Annotated in this window: 15 protein-coding genes; 10 read left to right on the forward strand and 5 right to left on the reverse strand. The window is 63.2% G+C overall.

What is annotated here, in order from left to right; genetic code table 11:
• Nucleotides 1-96 precede the first annotated feature (96 nt).
• The 4 genes from PGC08_RS07685 (at nt 97) to PGC08_RS07700 (ending at nt 5,566) form a co-directional block, all read left to right on the forward strand.
• A complete protein-coding gene (locus tag PGC08_RS07685; RefSeq protein WP_271709897.1) occupies nt 97-1,401 on the forward strand; it encodes an MFS transporter in 1,305 nt (434 codons plus the stop codon).
• 89 nt (nt 1,402-1,490) lie between these two features.
• Nucleotides 1,491-3,077: an MFS transporter gene (locus PGC08_RS07690; RefSeq protein WP_271709898.1), complete on the forward strand. Its 1,587-nt coding sequence runs from the start codon at nt 1,491-1,493 to the stop codon at nt 3,075-3,077.
• 231 nt (nt 3,078-3,308) lie between these two features.
• Nucleotides 3,309-4,826, forward strand: coding sequence for an NCS1 family nucleobase:cation symporter-1 (locus PGC08_RS07695; RefSeq protein WP_442868164.1), 1,518 nt, complete (start codon nt 3,309-3,311; stop codon nt 4,824-4,826).
• Between the two features lie 14 nt (nt 4,827-4,840).
• Entirely contained in the window at nt 4,841-5,566 is a 726-nt protein-coding gene (locus PGC08_RS07700; RefSeq protein WP_096146743.1) for an aspartate/glutamate racemase family protein, read from the forward strand.
• An 18-nt stretch (nt 5,567-5,584) separates the two neighbouring features.
• Here the strand turns inward: PGC08_RS07700 and PGC08_RS07705 are convergent, their stop codons facing one another.
• From PGC08_RS07705 to PGC08_RS07715, 3 genes are read right to left on the reverse strand one after another with little or no spacing between them, the layout of a single operon-like run.
• Complete coding sequence (locus PGC08_RS07705) at nt 5,585-6,319, reverse strand: GntR family transcriptional regulator (RefSeq protein ID WP_096146742.1); 735 nt, start codon at nt 6,317-6,319, stop codon at nt 5,585-5,587.
• 33 nt (nt 6,320-6,352) lie between these two features.
• Nucleotides 6,353-8,035 (reverse strand): DUF885 domain-containing protein, encoded by a 1,683-nt coding sequence (locus PGC08_RS07710; protein WP_069601315.1) that lies wholly within the window; start codon nt 8,033-8,035, stop codon nt 6,353-6,355.
• A gap of 33 nt (nt 8,036-8,068) precedes the next feature.
• Nucleotides 8,069-8,278 carry a hypothetical protein gene (locus tag PGC08_RS07715; RefSeq protein WP_096160899.1) on the reverse strand — a complete coding sequence of 70 codons (210 nt, stop codon included), beginning with the start codon at nt 8,276-8,278 and terminating at the stop codon, nt 8,069-8,071.
• Between the two features lie 26 nt (nt 8,279-8,304).
• On the opposite strand from PGC08_RS07715, the gene PGC08_RS07720 reads away from it, so the two are divergent.
• The 4 genes from PGC08_RS07720 (at nt 8,305) to PGC08_RS07735 (ending at nt 13,074) form a co-directional block, all read left to right on the forward strand.
• Nucleotides 8,305-9,501 (forward strand): MFS transporter, encoded by a 1,197-nt coding sequence (locus PGC08_RS07720; RefSeq protein ID WP_096146739.1) that lies wholly within the window; start codon nt 8,305-8,307, stop codon nt 9,499-9,501.
• 131 nt (nt 9,502-9,632) lie between these two features.
• Nucleotides 9,633-10,430 (forward strand): carbon-nitrogen hydrolase family protein, encoded by a 798-nt coding sequence (locus PGC08_RS07725; protein ID WP_271709899.1) that lies wholly within the window; start codon nt 9,633-9,635, stop codon nt 10,428-10,430.
• Nucleotides 10,431-10,528: 98 nt separating this feature from the next.
• Nucleotides 10,529-11,284 (forward strand): TetR/AcrR family transcriptional regulator, encoded by a 756-nt coding sequence (locus tag PGC08_RS07730; protein WP_271709900.1) that lies wholly within the window; start codon nt 10,529-10,531, stop codon nt 11,282-11,284.
• Nucleotides 11,281-13,074, forward strand: a complete 1,794-nt coding sequence (locus PGC08_RS07735) for an MDR family MFS transporter (protein WP_271709901.1) — start codon at nt 11,281-11,283, stop codon at nt 13,072-13,074. The genes PGC08_RS07730 and PGC08_RS07735 overlap by 4 nt, the downstream gene beginning before the upstream one ends.
• A 130-nt stretch (nt 13,075-13,204) precedes the next feature.
• Here PGC08_RS07735 and PGC08_RS07740 read toward each other — a convergent pair whose 3' ends face one another.
• Both PGC08_RS07740 and PGC08_RS07745 read right to left on the reverse strand, forming a co-directional pair.
• Entirely contained in the window at nt 13,205-13,525 is a 321-nt protein-coding gene (locus tag PGC08_RS07740) for a hypothetical protein (RefSeq protein WP_009884553.1), read from the reverse strand.
• The gene (locus PGC08_RS07745) at nt 13,522-15,102 is read right to left on the reverse strand and encodes an acyl-CoA carboxylase subunit beta (RefSeq protein WP_069599879.1); all 1,581 of its coding nucleotides are present in this window, start codon (nt 15,100-15,102) and stop codon (nt 13,522-13,524) included. Before PGC08_RS07745 ends, PGC08_RS07740 begins: the two co-directional genes overlap by 4 nt.
• A 67-nt stretch (nt 15,103-15,169) precedes the next feature.
• Between PGC08_RS07745 and PGC08_RS07750 the strand changes: the two genes are divergently transcribed.
• Both PGC08_RS07750 and PGC08_RS07755 read left to right on the forward strand, forming a co-directional pair.
• Entirely contained in the window at nt 15,170-16,144 is a 975-nt protein-coding gene (locus tag PGC08_RS07750) for a biotin--[acetyl-CoA-carboxylase] ligase (RefSeq protein ID WP_271709902.1), read from the forward strand.
• Nucleotides 16,141-17,724 carry an adenylate/guanylate cyclase domain-containing protein gene (locus PGC08_RS07755; RefSeq protein ID WP_271709903.1) on the forward strand — a complete coding sequence of 528 codons (1,584 nt, stop codon included), beginning with the start codon at nt 16,141-16,143 and terminating at the stop codon, nt 17,722-17,724. Before PGC08_RS07750 ends, PGC08_RS07755 begins: the two co-directional genes overlap by 4 nt.
• Nucleotides 17,725-17,757 lie beyond the last annotated feature (33 nt).

Consider the following 17,757-nt stretch of genomic DNA (forward strand, 5'->3'; position numbering starts at 1 on the left):
ATTTCGCAGTTGACCTGCGAGTTCATCTGCCGGCCACTTCTGGTGGATAATGGTCTGCGGCCATTTTCCGATCCGCCGATCACCTGAGGATCCCGCATGAGCGCTGCGACGCCCAAGACAACTGCCGAGGCCACCTCGGCGCCCGCCTACAAACGCAAGGCGCTCTTCGCCGCGGCTGTCGGATACGGGCTCGACGGCTTCGATCTGCTCATCCTCAGCTTCGCCCTCGGCGGGATCATCGCCACCTTCGGACTCAGCGACGTCGAGGCAGGGTCACTGTCGACGATCACCCTCTTCGGAGCGGTCCTCGGCGGCATCATCTTCGGATCACTGGCCGACCGCTACGGTCGCGTCCGGGTTCTGACCTGGACCGTTCTCATCTTCGCCGTGTTCACCGGACTGAGCTCAATCGCGCAGGGATACTGGGACATGGCCGCCTACCGGTTCATCGCCGGCATCGGAATCGGCGGCGAGTTCGGCATCGGCATGGCATTGGCCGCCGAGGCGGTGCCGGCCAACCAGCGTGCCCGAGCCACCTCATGGGTGGGCGTGGGATTCCAGATCGGCGTCTTCGCCGCCGCGATCGTCTCCGCTCCGGTGATCGCCCTGTGGGGTTGGCGGGCGCTGTTCGTCATCGGTCTCTTCCCCGCCATCTTCGCCTTCGTTATTCGCCGAGGCGTCGAAGAGCCCGACAAGTTCGTGCAGTCCCAGCGGAGTCGTATAGCGGGGGAGCCGGAAGGCTCAGGGGCCGAATCTGACTCTGACGGGACGCCCCAAGCTGCCGCGGATCTTCCGACGTTTGGCGCGAAGATCCGCGCGCTGGTCAAGGACAAAGCGACCGTGAAGATCACCTTCGCGCTGATCGTCCTCTCGACGGTGCAGAATTTCGGGTACTTCGGCATCATCGCCTGGCTGCCCAACTATCTGTCCGAGAAGATGGACCTCGGTGTCACGAAGGGATCGCTGTGGACGGCGGTGACGGTGATCGGAATGCTCGCTGGCATCCTCATCTTCGGACAGGTCGCCGACAGACTGGGCAGGCGTCAGGCATTCTGGATCTTCCAGGCCGGGGCGATCGTCTCGATCCTCGTCTACAGCCAGATGACCGACCCGACTGCACTGCTCATCGGCGGCTTCTTCATGGGAGCCTTCGCCAACGGCATGCTCGGTGGACATGGTGCCCTGCTTGCAGAGATGTATCCCACGCAGGTGAGAGCCACGGCGCAGAACGTCGTCTTCAACATCGGTCGCGCCCTCGGCGGACTCGCGCCCGTGGTCATCGCTCTGCTCGCGGACTCCTTCGGCTTCGCTTTCGCTCTCGCGCTCCTGCCGACCATCTACCTCATCCAGTTCCTCGCCATGTTCCTGCTTCCGGAGAAGCGCGGCGTCGAACTGGAATAGGTGGACAACTCAGACGACCCGGCGGCCCGTGACATATTGTGACGGCCGGGGGAGCGGGCGAGGACGCGCCCAGACCATACTGAGCGATTGTGAATAGTCCAGAATCTGCCGGCACTTCGGCACATGCACCAGACAAGACCGACTCAGGCCCCACCTCGGCGACGGAGGGCACTGCCAGCGGGACGAAGTCTTCGCGGATCATCCGCAGCGCCTCCGACATCCACTCGGTCCTCGCCGAATTCGGATCCCAGGGTACGAAGACCAAAGCGGTCATCATCCTCGCCCTCGGCGGGATCTTTATGGACGCCTATGACTTCTCGTCTTTGGCCTTCGGCATCACCGCGATCAAGGAGCAGTTCGGGCTCTCCGGCTTCATGACCGGGCTCGTCAACGCCTCGATCATGGTCGGAGCAGTCATCGGTGCTCTCTTCGGCGGATACCTCGTCGACCGCTTCGGGCGCTACAAACTGTTCATGGCCGACATGGTCTTCTTCGTCGTCGCCGCCATCGGCTGTGCCGTGGCTCCCAACGAATGGGTCCTCATCTTCTTCCGGTTCATCATGGGCATCGGTGTGGGCCTCGACCTGCCGGTGGCGATGGCCTTCCTCGCCGAGTTCTCCAAACTCAAGGGCAAGGGAAACCGCTCTCAGCGCGTCAACGCCTGGTCACCTGCCTGGTACATCGCAACGGGCATCGGGTATCTGGTCGTCCTCATCATCTTCGTCACCCTGCCCTATGACCAGCACGCCATCCTGTGGCGAATCGTCGTCGGCTTCGGTGCAGTTCCCGCCCTCATCGTGCTCCTCGTCCGCCGCCGCTACCTCGCCGAATCACCGGAGTGGCTGGCCAACCAGGGCGACCTGCGCGCGGCCGTGGACGTCATGCGCTCACACCACAACCTCGATGTCAGGCTCGCAGACGACGCGAAACGCAGCCCATCGGAATCGACGGATACGGTGGAATCGGCTGATACGATCGCGAACGAAACATCCACTCCGCAAGCACCCACGAGCCAAGCATCTCAGCCTCAAGCGCCCAAGCGCGGAGGCAAGTGGAGCGGGTTCGCAGAACTCTTCGCCCCGCAGTACCGCGTGCGCACGATCGTCGCCCTCTGCGTGTCCGTGTTCTCCACCTTCGGCTACAACGCCGTCGCCTACGGCACCCCGCTGATCATCACGACGCTGTTCCACCAGACTCCGCTTGTCACGATCATCGCCTCACTCGTCATCAACCTCGGGTTCGGGGCCATCGGCGGACTCTTGGGCATGACGATCGTCAACCGGTTCGGCACCCGCCGCATCACGCTCGTGGGCTTCGCGATCCAGGCCGTCGCACTGGCCCTGCTGGCCATCGTCGGCATCCCGACCGGTGCCCTCGTCTTGGTATCGGTGGCAATGCTCGCGGCCTTCGTCTTCGCGCAGGCAGGTGGGCCCGGAGCCAACCTGATGAACTACGCCACCCTGTCCTACCCGACGAGGCTGCGTGGAATCGGCATCGGATTCAACCAGTCCGTGCTGCGTGCGTTCTCGATCGTCTCCCTCATCATGTTCCCGATCCTGGCCGGTTCGATGGGCACCGGAGTCTTCTGGATTGTTGCCTGCGCACCGCTGGCCGGAGCCATCGCCGTGGGCATCGTCAAGTGGGATCCGACGGCCAAGGACGTAGAAGAAGAATAAATGGTATGCCAAAAATCCTATGGCTGAACTGTCGGGTTCAAGCCCGTGACCAGCGGCTGAGCCGCTCGCACGATCCCTGTAGTTGAGCGTATCGACGGCTCTGTTGCAAATGTGTCATTGCGCACAGTCTGTGACTGGGGTTACGCTGAGTTCGAAAGAACCCGCCGTCGCAGCGCAGTGGTATTCAATTTGGTATCCCAGCTCTGTGCCCTGCAGATTTGAGTGACACCCATGTCAAAGACCGAGGCCACGCAGGACTCAGCACCGAAGTGGATGGGGCCGAGCCCCGAACAGCTGGCGGCGCATCGCATCAGTCCCCGGTTCTACAACTCGGATCTGGCGCCCAGTCGCAAAGAAGGGCGCAGTTGGACGGCCTACAGTGTCTTCACTCTCTGGGCCAACGACGTTCACTCGCTGGGCAACTACGGGTTCGCTCTCGGACTCTTCGCCCTGGGCCTGGGGGCCTGGCAGATCCTCGTGGCGCTGCTCGTCGGTGCCGCACTGCTCTTCTTCCTGCTCACGCTCTCCGGCTTCATGGGTCACAAGACGGGCGTGCCCTACCCGGTGATGAGCCGCATCGCCTTCGGCGTCCACGGCGCGCAGCTGGCGGCATCTGTGCGCGGAATCGTCGCCATCGCCTGGTTCGGCATCCAGACCTACCTGGCCTCGAGCGTCCTCAACGTCCTGCTCATCACCCTCATTCCCGGTCTCCAGTCGTGGGCCGACACCGAGTTCCTCGGACTCTCCGGGCTGGGCTGGTTCTCGTTCACGCTGCTCTGGATCGTCCAGGTCATCATCGTCAGCTACGGCATGGAGATGATCCGAAAATACGAGGCGATCGCCGGACCGATCATCCTCGTCACCTTCGTCTTACTGGCCATCTGGATGCTCTCCCGCGTCGACTTCTCCATCTCCTGGGCCAGAGAGGACGCCCTGTCCGGGTGGCCGATGTGGATGCACATCCTCGGCGGTGGGTCCCTGTGGGTCGCGATCTACGGCACCTTCGTCCTCAACTTCTCCGACTTCACCCGCGCTGCGAAGAAGAAGGGATCGATCGTCGTCGGCAACTTCTGGGGCATCCCGATCAACATGCTCGTCTTCGGCCTCGTCGTGATCTCCCTGGCCGGAGCTCAGTATAAGATCGACGGCACGGTCATCACCTCACCGGCCGACATCGTGCAGACCATCGGCAACCCGATTCTGCTGGCGCTGGCCTCCCTGGCGCTGCTCATCCTCACCGTCGCGGTCAACCTCATGGCGAACTTCGTCGCTCCGACCTACGCGTTGACGAACATGTTCCCGCGTCATCTCGACTTCCGCAGTGCGGCCATCATCAGCGCGGTCATCGGGTTCGTCATCCTGCCCTGGAACCTCTACGACTCACCCGTCGTCATCGTCTATTTCCTGGGCGGACTCGGCGCTCTGTTGGGACCCCTGTTCGGCGTCATCATGGTCGACTACTGGGTGATCAGGAAGACGAAGGTCAACGTTCCCCAGCTCTACACCGAGGCGGGAGACGGCGAGTACTTCTACCACCGCGGAGTCAACTGGCGAGCCATCGGCGCCTTCATCCCCGCCTCCGTCATCTCCCTCGTCTTCGCTCTGGTCCCGGCATTTGCCGGACTCTCGGAATTCTCCTGGTTCAGCGGAGCAGGCATCGCGGCCATCATCTACTTCATCATCGCCCGCCGGAACTTCACCTTCCGCGAGGTCGACGGCGAAGAGATCGCCGTCCCCACCACACACTGATTGAGAGCCCTGCCATGAGAATTCTCATCGTCAACGTGAACACGACTGAGTCGATGACTGAGGGCATCGCCCGCGCGGCACGAGAAGCCGCCTCGGCGGGCACCGAGATCATTGCACTGACCCCCACCTTCGGAGCCGAATCCTGCGAAGGCAATGTCGAGAGCTATCTCGCGGCGCTGGGTGTTATGGACGCGGTGATGAAATATCCGGGGGAGTTCGACGCCGTCATCCAGGCCGGGTACGGAGAACATGGGCGCGAAGGACTCCAGGAACTCCTCGACGTGCCCGTCATCGACATCACCGAGGCGGGAGCAGCGCTGGCGATGTTCCTCGGCCACAGGTACGCGGTCGTCACGACGCTCGATCGCACCGTTCCCCTGATCGAGGACCGGCTCCTCTTAGCGGGACTCAACACGCACTGCACCTCGGTTCGTGCCTCCGGGATGGCCGTGCTCGAGTTGGAGAATCAGCCTGAGCGCGCCGTAGAGGCGATCGCTGATCAAGCCGCCGAGGCGGTCGAACGTGACCGTGCAGAGGCCATCGTCCTCGGGTGCGGGGGAATGGCCGATCTTAAGCAGGTCATCGTCGAACGCTGCGATGTCCCCGTCGTCGACGGGGTCACCGCCGCAGTGAAGCTGGCCGAATCGTTGGTCGGCCTGGGACTGAAGACCTCGAAGGTGAGGACCTACGCGCCGGCTCGTCCGAAGCAGTTGAGCGGTTGGCCCTTCAGCGCAGCGTGACCTCAGCAGTGTGTGAACTCAGTCCTCGTGTGACTCGGTTCCTTCGGCTGACTCAGTTTCCTCGCGTGACTCAGTTCCCTCATCGACAGCCTTGGCGAGGCGTTCCTTGTGCTTGTCGTGCTGCTCCTGGCTCGTCCCGAGGTGCCGGGCGGCCAGATCCCTGACCTTTGTCTGATCGCGATGGGCGATGGCGTCGTAGAGCTGAGCATGCTCGGTGGCGACGAAGTCGAGGTCATCGTGCTGGCTCAGCTGCCAGCGCATACGGGAGTCGAGGAGCTCACCGATCTCGGCCAGGAGCCGATTGCCGGAGAGCTCGGTGACGATGGCATGGAAGTCCGCGGCCGAACGGTGGGCGCCGACCACATCGCCGGCCTTCGACAGTTCCTTGCCCTTGGCCATGGTGGCCTCGAGCTTGGCCAAACCCTCCCGATTGTGTCGCTGTGCGGCGAGTTCGAAGGACAGGATGTCGAAGACTGTCCGCACTTCGTTGAGGTCGGCGATGTCACTGGGGGAGAACTCGCGCACCGTCGACCAGGTGTTGGGTCGATTCGCCACCAGTCCCTCGGCAGCGAGCTGCTTGAGAGCCTCGCGGATCGGCACACGACTGACCCCGAGCTCGGTGGCCAGGTTCCGCTCCACCAGCTTGCTGCCGGGCAGACGGATTCCGTCGATGATCTCGTTGCGCAGCACTTCGGTGACCCGCACTGTCTCAGAGCGCGGGCCATCGCTGCGAGGACTGTCATTGTTCTTCACCAGGTCATTCTCCCACCAGTGTTCTGCGCAGCGTCAGCGCTTCATGGCTCGGCCGAGGGCATCGAGGCCGACCGATCCCAGGTTCAGCGCCTTGGTATGGAAGGCCTTGAGATCGAAGTCGGCTCCGGCTCCGGCCTCGGCCTCGGCCTTGGCCTCGTCGCGGAACTGCTCCCACAGGCGCTGCCCGATCTTGTAGCTCGGGGCCTGTCCCGGCCAGCCGAGGTAGCGGTCAAGTTCAAAGGCGAGGAAGGACCGGTCCATGGCGACATTGTCGGTGAGGAACTGCCAGGCCTTCTCCCGGTTCCAGGTCCCACCGCCGAGGCTCTCGGGTGCATCGAGTCCCAAGTGGAAGCCGATGTCGAGGACCACCCGGGCCGCGCGCAGTCGCTGCGAGTCGAGCATTCCCAGGTAGTCGCCGGGATCGTCGAGGAAGCCGAGGTCGGCCATGAGCTTCTCCGCGTACAGGGCCCAGCCTTCACCATGTCCGGAGACCCAGCACATGAGTCGGCGCCAGCGGTTGAGGGTGTCAGAGACATAGGTGGCCTGGCCGACCTGCAGATGGTGGCCGGGCACGCCCTCGTGATAGACGGTGGTCTTCTCCTGCCAGGTGGCGAACTCGGTGACGCCTTCGGGCACCGACCACCACATGCGGCCCGGCCGAGAGAAGTCGTCGGTGGGGCCGGTGTAGTAGATGCCTCCGGTGGCCGAGGGGGCGATCATGCATTCGATCGTGCGCACCGGCTCGGGAATGTCGAAGTGGGACTTGCCGAGTTCCGTGATGGCCTCGTCGGCGACCTTCTGCATCCACTCCCGCAGCCCCTCCGCTCCGTGCAGGGTCCGCTTGGGATCCTTGTTGAGCGTCTCCATGACCTCGAACAGATCGGCCCCGGGCTGGATCTTCTCCGCGACCTCGCGCTGCTCGGCGTCGATGCGGGCCAGTTCTTCAAGCCCCCATGCGTAGGTCTCATCGAAGTCGACCTCGGCGCCGAGGAAGTCGCGCGAATACAGGGCGTAGGCCTCACGACCGCAGGCCTCATTCTCCGGCGCAGCCGGGAGAAGTTCGGCAGCCAGAAAATCGGCGAGCTGGGAAAAGGACTCACGGCCCGCCTCGGCGTGGGTGCTCAGCTGTTCGCGCAGCGACGACGGGACGTCGGTGGCACCGGCGATGAGCTGGTCGAAGTTGCTGCCGGGTTCGGCCAGCGTGCGAGCCTGTTCGATGACCTTCTCGATCTGGATCCGGGCCGCGACCTGACCACGGCTCTTAGCCAGGGCCAAGGACTCCTGATAGCCGGCCACAGAGGTCGGGACGGCCTCCATCGTGGTGGCGATGGTCTCCCAGTCCGCGGTGGTGTCGGTGGGCATGAGGTCGAAGGCGTCGCGGATGGACTGCAGGGGAGATTCGATGACGTTGAGGCTCGAATGTTTGAGCCCGGCGTCGAAGTAGTCGCGTTCAACGGTCAACCGGTCGCGCATTGCATCGATGGTCACGAGGTCGACGTCGTCGAGTTCGGCCGTCTTCTCAACCTCGGTGAGCTTGGCCAGCGTTTCGACGGTGAGATCGTTGGCGGCAGCCAGACCGGCGGGGGAGAAGTCATCGAAGCCCTTCGCGCCCTCAATGCCGAGGTAGAGGGCGAGGGACGGGGAGAGCGCAAGTGATCTGTCGACGAATTCTTCAGCAACGGCATCAACGGCCGAAGGGGTTCTCTTCTGGGTCATGATTCTCACCCTATATGACTGAGAACACAGCAATCAGGCGACTAGAGCAAGATCACCCTGAGATGGACCGCCGCCGACGGGGACCACCGGATAGCATGGATTGGTTCCCAGCCCGATCTCAGAAATCAGCCCGATCTCAACGATCAGCGATTCGCCGATCACAGCCGATCGACACTGACCGCAGGCACCGATCTCACCGGGCAGGCTGTTCCCACCGGGCAGCTTGGGGACTGAGCGCATCATTCGACAGGAAGAGAGACTGATCTTCAGTGGCACGGGCACAGCTATGGACCAAGGACTTCGTCGTCGGCATCGGTCTCAACCTGTCGATGTCGATGGTGTTCTACCTCCTCATGACGTCCATGGCCGGCTACGCCGTCGCCAGATTCTCCGCAGGCGAGGCCGCTGCAGGCTTCGCGTCCTCCTCCTTCGTCGTCGGTGCCGTCGTCGCACGTGTGCTGACCGGAAAGTACCTGGACTTCATCGGTCGGCGGAAGCTGCTCATCATCACGATGGCGATCTCGATCCTCGCCTCCGTGGCCTATATCTTCGCCGACACCCTGGTCTGGCTCCTCGTCATCCGCATCATCCACGGCATCGCCTTCGGCGCCGGCAACACGGCCATCATGACCGCGATCCAAAGCGTCATCCCGTCCTCCCGCCGAGGTGAGGGCACCGGTTACTTCGGCACCGCCACCACGCTGTCGACGGCTTTAGGGCCCTATCTGGGTGTCATCCTCCCGCGGGCCTATGACTTCCCGATGCTCTTCGCCGCCTCGGCGTTCATGTCACTCGTCGCCTTCATCCTCTGCGTCATCATCAAGCTGCCCAAGCAGGAGCTCAGCGACTATCAGCGAAGCAGCAAATGGAACCTCAAACTCTCCACCCTCGTCGATCCGGCAGGGCTGCGGATCGGTTCGATCATGCTCGTCGTCGGCACCGCCTACGCTGCCGCGCTCGTGTTCCTCGCCGGCTATGCCGAGGACAACGGGGTCGCCAGTGCTGCTTCCCTGTTCTTCGTCGCCTTCGCCGTGGCCTCACTGATCGCACGACTGTTCGTCGGTCGCCTGCAGGACACCCTCGGCGACAACTTCGTCATCTATCCCGTCTTCATCTTCAACCTCGTGGGCAACATCCTGCTGGCCATGTGGCCGACCATGACGGGAATCATCCTCGCCGGCGTCTTCGTCGGACTGGGCTTCGGCTCGCTCATGCCGTGCATGCAGGCGATCGCCGTGAAATCGGTGCCGATGTCGCGCGTAGCCGTCGCCACCTCCTCATTCTTCCTGCTCCTTGACGCCGGATCCGGCATCGGCCCGATCATCCTCGGCGCCATCATGCCGCTGACCGGCGGCAGCGGCATGTTCATGCTCTGCGGCGGTCTCGTCATCCTGGCCATGATCCTCTACTACTTCGTCCACGGCCGTCGCCGAGGTGGTCGCCCAGGTCGCGAATACCTGCACTGAGGACGGTGTCGGCTGAGCTTGGTCACTGCCGGATGGACTTGGTCACTGCCAGCTGGACGGAGGTTTCTCCACGCGTGCGATCGCGGTAGCCTGAACGCACCGTTGACATCTCTGGATCGCAAGGACTGGCCATGAAATTCGCACTCGCGCAGATCAACTCCACCACCACGGTTGCGGACAACCTCGACAAGGTCCGGGACTACACCAACAGGGCCGCCGAGGCTGGAGCCGAGTTCGTCGTCTTCCCCGAGGCCACGATGTCCGCGTTCGGGCCCGGCCTGCGCGATGTCGCCGAGGCGAACACCGAGTCGTGGCGGTCGGAGATGACCCAGCTGGCAGCCGAGGCCGGAATCACCGTCATCGTCGGCGAGTTCGCGACCTCAGGTGAGAAGGTGATCAACCTGCTTGCCGTCTACACGCCAGAGGGTGAGCGCCGCGACTATGCGAAGATCCACCTCTACGATGCCTTCGGGTTCAAAGAATCCGATACAGTCGTCCCCGGTGCGGACCCGGTCGTCATCGACCTCGACGGTGAGAACGTCGGACTGACCCTGTGCTATGACATCCGCTTCCCGAAGCTGTATGCAGAGATCAGCCGTCGTGGTGCCAAACTCGCCATCGTCTCCGCGTCCTGGGGTGCGGGGAAGGGCAAGGTCGAACAATGGGAGACTCTGGCTCGTGCCCGGGCACTGGACTCCAACATGTTCGTTGCCGCCATCGGCCAGGCCGACCCCGAAGTCAGTGGTGTGGAGGTGCCGAAGAAGGGACCGACCGGCGTCGGCCACAGCCTCGTCTCCGATCCCTTCGGTCACGTCATCTCCTCACTCGGGGGCGAAGAGGCTCTTGACGTCGTCGAGGTTGACCTCGCCGTAGCTGACAAGGCCGCCGAGGCGATTCCGGTGCTGGCGAACGCGAAGCTCGGGTACTGAGGCTGACTCAGGGGAGAGCTTGAGTCCGGCTGAGAATGTGCCGTAAAACACGGTAGTTGCACTTGAGGCAAAAATGCACCGAGTGCAATAATGTGAATATGGATTCCACATCTTCTAGCGAGCCCGAGGGGCTGCGCGAACGCAAGAAGCGCGAACGCGGTCAGGCTCTGCGTCAAGCCGCCCTCGATCTGGCACTCGAGAACGGGTACGCCAACGTCACCGTCGAAGACATCTGCGAACGCTGCGGAGTCTCACGGCGGACCTTCTTCAACTACTTCTCCAGCAAGGAAGAGGCACTGCTGGGCCGCGCCGACACCGTCTTCGACGATGAGGACCAGCCCGACATCGCAGCGTTCGAGGCAGGCGGCCCGGACGGGCGGCTGCTGTCCGACCTCCAGCACCTGCTGGCCTCGGTCGTGCGCACGCGCTTGAACAAGCGCGAAGAGATGCACCAGTATCACCTGTTGATGAAGCAGGATCCTTCGCTCATGCAGGTTCAGATGTCTCGCATGGGCAACAATGAGCGCCTGTTCCGCGAGATGATCCAACGTCGCCTCGACGGGGGAGCGACGGACTCGGGAACCTCTGCGACCGACGAGAACTCAGCGTCCGACGTGAACCGCAGGGCCACCTCGGCGACCAATAGCTCTTCTGACGATTCCGGCTCAGGCCACTGCCATGACGACGGCGACGGGGTGTCGGTGTCCATCCGCGCCGAGGCCCTGGCTGCATTGGCGATGATGTCGATCAAGGCGACGTTCATGCGTCTGCGCAAGGTCGAGGGCGACCCGGCCCCGGTCATCGAAGAACTGTTCGACGAACTACGAGACATCTTTGAGGAGGAATCGGCATGAGTTCAGCAATCGAAACTGCGGAGAAAGCCCCGATCGTCTTGACCAAGAAGACGATCGTCCTGATCTTCTCCGCGCTCATGGCCGCCATGTTCCTGGCGACCCTGGACCAGACGATCGTGTCGACGGCAATGCCGACGATCGTGGGTGAACTCGACGGTGTCGAGCATCAGGCCTGGCTGGTCACCATCTACCTGCTGGCGATGACCATCGTCATGCCGCTGTATGGAAAGTTCGGCGACATGTGGGGTAGGAAGGTCATCTTCCTCGTCGCGATCGCGATCTTCGTCGTCGGCTCATTCGGGTCCGGCATGGCCCAGTCCTTCTGGGAACTCATCGCCTGGCGCGGCTTCCAGGGACTGGGCGGCGGCGGTCTGATGATCCTGTCGCAGGCCATCATCGCCGACATCATTCCCGCCAGCGAACGCGGCAAGTACATGGGCCCGCTCGGCGGCCTGTTTGCGATCTCGAGCGTGCTCGGTCCGGTCCTGGGTGGATTCTTCACCCAGCACATGGACTGGCGCTGGTGCTTCTGGATCAACGTCCCGATCGGCATCATCGCATTCTTCATCGCGCTCTTCGCCCTCAAGCTGCCCAGCCACAAGTCGGATAAGAAGGTCGACGTCCTGGGCATCATCTTCATGGTGGCAGCGACCTCGCAGCTGATCCTCGTCACCAGCTGGGGCGGTCACGACTATGACTGGAACTCGCCGACCATCATCTCCCTGATCATCGGCACTGTGGTCTCCGCTGCCATCTTCGTCTATGTCGAATCCAAGGTCAGCAACCCGATCATCCCGATCTTCCTGTTCAAGAACAAGACCTTCGTCCTCTCGACAGTCATCGGCCTGCTGCTGGGCCTGGGCATGTTCTCCGCAATGGCGTTCCTGCCCACGTTCATGCAGATGGCATCCGGGACAGATGTGACAGGATCCGGCCTGCTCATGCTGCCGATGATGGCCGGTGTCATGCTGACCTCCATAGTCTCCGGCTTCATCGTGTCGAAGACCGGCAAGTACAAGATCTACCCGCTCTTCGGCACCCTCATCGCCGGCATTGCTCTGGCCTGGATGACCACGCTGACGGCCGATACCTCGATGGTGCTCATCGGATGCATGATCTTCACCATGGGCTTCGGCCTGGGCCTGGTCATGCAGATCATCGTCCTCGTCATTCAGAACTCCGTGGCCCCGGAGCTGGTGGGCACCGCAACCTCGACGAATAACTACTTCCGCGAGATCGGTGCCTCGGTGGGCACGGCACTGTTCGGGTCGATATTCACCTCCCGGCTGGCAGACAAGGTCGGCGAAGCGATGTCGCAGGCACCCGGCGGCGCGGCAGCCGGTGGAGCCTCCACCGACTCGCTGACTCCGGAGTCCGTGGCCTCACTGCCCGGACCCATCCATGACCTCGTGGTCAATGCCTATGCGGACGCCCTGGCACCCTCGTTCTGGTACATGGTTCCGGTTTTCCTCGTCGCCTTCGTCCTCGCCTGGTTCCTCCCGCAGCTCAAGCTCTCCGACGTCGCCGGAATGGTGGCTCGTGGTGAAGCTGTCTACGGTGAGGACCTGGGCGGTCCTACACGAGGAGTCGTGAACGATTCGGGCGAGTCGGCGACTGCAGACACAGCGGCGGGTTCGGACGAGTCGGTGGCCGGTGAACGTGGTCCTCAGCGTCTGAGCACGGTCACCGTCGATGACGGATACGCGCCGCGTCCTGGTCTCGATACCGGAACCATCCACCAAGTGGAGCCTGGGGCCGACCCTGAAAAGGACCAGTACCGGCTGAGGTAAGCAGGCCCCACAGCGAACGGGCTGCACCGGTGACATGATTTGGGCGCGACAGAAGATCTGTCGGCGCCCAAAGTGTGTCTGGCTGCTGAGCTCGCTGACCTGTCAACGTCCCAGCAGCAGCGTCCCGGTGTCAGCGACCCAGCGTCTGTGTCCAGGCCTGCGGCAGTCGCTTGCGGACGTTGCGACGTGGCGCGTTGAATCCGGCACGGTCGTGCTTGGCCGTCTCCATCTGATCCAGGGCAGCAGCCTGATTGGCGGCGTAGGCAAGAGCCACCTGGCGGATCGCGACGACGGCCGCCACCGCTGCGGCGCTGGCCATATCGTCGCTGACAGGTTCGCCGTCGTGTGCGTGCACCTGTGTTCGGTCCTCGACCGAGGTGGAGGTGGCTGCGGCGTCGTCGGCCGAGGTCGGCGCGGCGTCGTCGGCGGGCTGTGAAACGTCCTCACTCATAGTGGGATGTTACCGTGCTTGCGCGCTGGAGCGTCAACATGCTTGTTCTTCAGCGCCCGCAGCCCGCGCACGATCCGGTTCCGGGTTTCGCTCGGTTTGATGACCGCGTCGATGTAGCCCTCTTCGGCCGCCAGATACGGGTTGAGGAGGGCATCCTCGTAGTCCTGGATCAGTTCGTCACGCAGAGCATCGACGTCTTCGCCTGCCTCGCCGGCGGCCTTGAGCTTGCGCCGATAGACGATGTTGGCAGCCCCCTGGGCACCCATGACCGCGATCTGGGCGCTGGGCCAGGCAAGGTTGAGATCGGCGCCGAGCTGCTTCGAGCCCATGACGCAGTATGCTCCGCCGTAGGCTTTGCGGGTGATGAGCGTGATCAGCGGAACCGTGGCCTCACCGTAGGCGTAGATGAGCTTGGCGCCGCGGCGGATGATGCCGCTGAACTCCTGATCGGTGCCGGGCAGGAATCCGGGCACGTCGACGAAGGTGAGGATCGGAATGTTGAACGCATCGCAAAGGCGCACGAAGCGGGCCGCCTTTTCCGAGGCATCGATGTCCAATGTTCCCGCCAGCTGCATCGGCTGGTTCGCGATGACGCCGACGCTGACTCCTTCGACGCGTCCGAAGCCGGTGACGACGTTCGGGGCGAAGAGTTCGGAGACCTGCAGGAACTCCGCATCGTCGAGGACGGTGGTGACGACGTCGAGGATGTCGTAGGGCTGAGACGGCGAATCCGGCATCAGCGTATCCAGGGCCTCGTCCTCAGGTGCGACGCTCAGGTCCGATTCGAACTCGTCGGCATCGGCGGGGTCGAGGTTGTTCTGGGGCAGGAACGAGAGCAGGTCGCGCACATAGTTCAGTGCATCGTCTTCGTCGCTGGCCAGGTAGTGGGCATTGCCGGAGACGGTATTGTTCGTGCGTCCGCCGCCGAGGTCCTCGTGACCGACTTCTTCGCCGGTGACGGTCTTGATGACGTCGGGACCGGTGATGTACATGTGGCTGGTCTGATCGACCATGATCGTGACGTCGGTCAGCGCAGGGGAGTACACGGCACCGCCGGCCGAGGGCCCCATGATGAGCGAGATCTGCGGGATCACGCCGGAGGAGGCCACGTTGAGGCGGAAGATCTCCGCGAACAGGGCGATCGAGCCCACACCCTCCTGGATCCGGGCGCCGCCGGAGTCGTTGATGCCGATGATGGGGCAGCCCAACTTGATCGCAAGCTTCTGGACCTTGACGATCTTACGGCCGTTCGCCTCGGCGAGGGAGCCGCCGAGGACGGTGAAGTCGTGAGCGAACACGGCCACGGTCCGGCCCTCGATCGTGCCCAGACCGCACACCACGCCGTCACCGTCGGGGCGATTGTTCTCCATACCGAACTGGTGGTTATGGTGGCGGGCGAACTCGTCGATCTCCTGGAACGAATCCTCATCGAGGAGTGCCTCGATGCGTTCGCGAGCGGTCTGCTTGCCGCGCTTGTGCTGGTTCTCCACCGACTTCTCATTGCCGGTGTGGGCCGCATCCCGGCGCTGGACGAAAGCGTCGATGCGCTCGGCTGTTGTTCGTGGGGTATCCGTCATGCCTCCACAATAACGACGCAGGGTGCGATCATTGTGCACTCTCGCCAAAAGAATCTAAAGTGGTCTGGTGAACAGCCAACACATTCCCTTCCTCGTCGATGTCGAATCACTGCGCCGCAAGGCCGCGGACCGTGGTTTCGATCTCCCTACTGTCATCTGGGACGACGTCTGTTCGTCGACGAACGACGAGTTGGCCTCACTGGTCCGCGGGCAGACGCAGCTTCGCGAGCACCCCACCGATCGCACTCGCCGTATCGCAGCATCCGACGGCATCGACCTCGCCGAGGTGCCCGCCCAGTTCTCCGTCTACGGCACCGATCATCAGAACGCCGGACACGGGCGCCTGGGCCGGACCTGGACCGTGCTCCCGCGTCGTTCGCTGACGTTTTCGATCCTGCTGGAGCCCGGTGCCGTCTTCGACTCCTGGGGATGGATTCCCCTGATCGCCGGTGAGGCAGTCAGATCTGCCATCGCCGAGGCGGGAGTGCCTGCCGTACTCAAGTGGCCCAACGATGTGCTCACCGAAGACGGAAAGAAACTGTGCGGGATCCTGGCCCGAGTCGAACCGGCGCCGAGCGGACCGCGAATCGTCTTGGGGATGGGGATCAACACTCGCCTGCAGCCAGATGATCTGCCACGTGAGAGCGCCAGCTCGATTGCCATCGAAACGGACACCGACGGTTCAGAAGTTGCTCATGAAGACTTGTTAATCTCAATCCTGAGCACACTGATTGCTGCCTACAGGGAGCTTGTCGAATATGACGATGATGATTTCAGCCGCAGCGCAGCCGGCGCCAAGGTGCGTGCGAACATGGTGACCCTCGGGACCCGGGTCAGAGTCGAACGCCCCGACGGAAGCAACCTGTACGGCCGAGCCACCGGACTCGACTCCAGCGGCGATCTCATCATCGACAACGACATCAGTGTCAGCGCCGGCGACGTCCACCACCTGCGACCGGCCGCCGAGTCTGCTGACGAAGCTGAGCCAGCAGTGTCGAACGAGCCAGCAGTGACGAACACGGAAGTCGAGGGCCACAGATGACAGGTGTCTCGGACTTCACCGCCGAATTCAACATCGTCGCCGACGACGGTCAAGACCCAGTCGACGAGCAGCAAGGTCCTGTCGATGAGTCGCCGAACTCGGCCGACGCTCCACAGGCTTCGGCCGATGAACCTCAGGGTGTCGCAGATGAGTCCCACGGCTCCGGCCAGGAGAGTCACGACTCGGTCCAAGAGGTTCACAACTCAGCGTCATCGGGCATGAACTCGATACCAGTGGTCACGGAGGACCAGATCGACGATTCGCCCACCTCCAACGCACCTCCCGCGGCCACCCCACCCCCTTCGATGCCGGGAATCGAGCACGGTGATGACGACCTCCCGGCCACCTCGGTGACGGGTTCCGTCCCCAGAGGCGAGGACGGTTCCAGCGGTGAGACGGATTCGTCCGAGGCCTCGGGACAGCTGGATGAGAAGGCTCGCGGAGACTTCTTCGGAGGGCTGCATGAGGACCCGCGAACTGCGGCCCTGCAGATCGTCGGCGAAGGTGACGAGGACGAAGACGAGACCGTCTACGAAACGCGCAGCGCGGCCGAACGCCTCGAGGAGATCCTCCTCGACGGCAAACGCGTGCTCGACCGTCGCGAAGCGGCAAAGCTCGGCGGCATCTCCACCGTCTCTGCGCGCAAGATGTGGCGTGCACTGGGCATGTCGCAGACCGACGGCACGGAGAAGGCCTACACCGTCAGCGATGCTCACGCACTGCGCATGTGGGCTAAGCCCGTTGCCGACGGCCTCATTGATCAGTCCACTGCCCTGTCACTGGCCCGCGCGATCGGTCAGACCACGGACCGTCTGGTCGTGTGGCAGATGGAGACGCTCGTCGACTTCCTCACTGAGGAGGAGGGCCTGACCGATCCCGAGGCCAGACGCGACGCGCTGCAGCTCGTCGAGGACATGGTCGATCCTCTGCAGAAGATGCTGACGTATTCCTGGCGGCGCAACCTCGCCGAGGTGATGGGACGGCTCAACGTCAACGTCTCCGATGGTCTGGCCATCGACAACAGGCAGGGCTGGTACGACTCCTCGATGCCGCTGGCACGCGCGGTCGGCTTCATCGACCTCGTCTCCTACACGCGTCTTTCACAGAAGATGGAGCCCAGACAGCTGGCGAATCTGGTGCAGGAGTTCCAGGGCATGGCCTACAACATCGTGGCCACCGGAGGCGGTCGAGTAATCAAGACCGTCGGCGATGAGGTGTTCTTCGCCGCCGAGACGCCGTTGGCCGGAGCAGAGATCGCGATGACCTTGATGGAGCGTGTGACTGCGGCCGAGGATCTGCCGCAGGCCCGCGTCGGGTTCGTCTGGGGCAGGGTCCTGTCTCGCCTGGGCGACATCTTCGGGTCGAGCGTCAATCTGGCTGCCCGGCTGACCGCGGTTGCCGATCCGGGAACGATCTTCACCGATGAGGACACGGCTCGGGTGCTCTCCGCCTCGGATGCCTATGTGTTCGAGCGGCGCGAATCTCTGTCGCTCCAGGGGCTGGGGGAGACCGGTATCGGCGAGATGAAGCGCGGTACGGCCGCCCAAATGCAGCTGGATCTCGACGACGACGACAACTGAGTCAGAGACTCCAACTGAGCCAGAGGCTCCAAC

Source organism: Brevibacterium sp. BDJS002 (genome assembly GCF_028201555.1).
GTDB classification, from domain to species: Bacteria; Actinomycetota; Actinomycetes; order Actinomycetales; family Brevibacteriaceae; genus Brevibacterium; species Brevibacterium aurantiacum.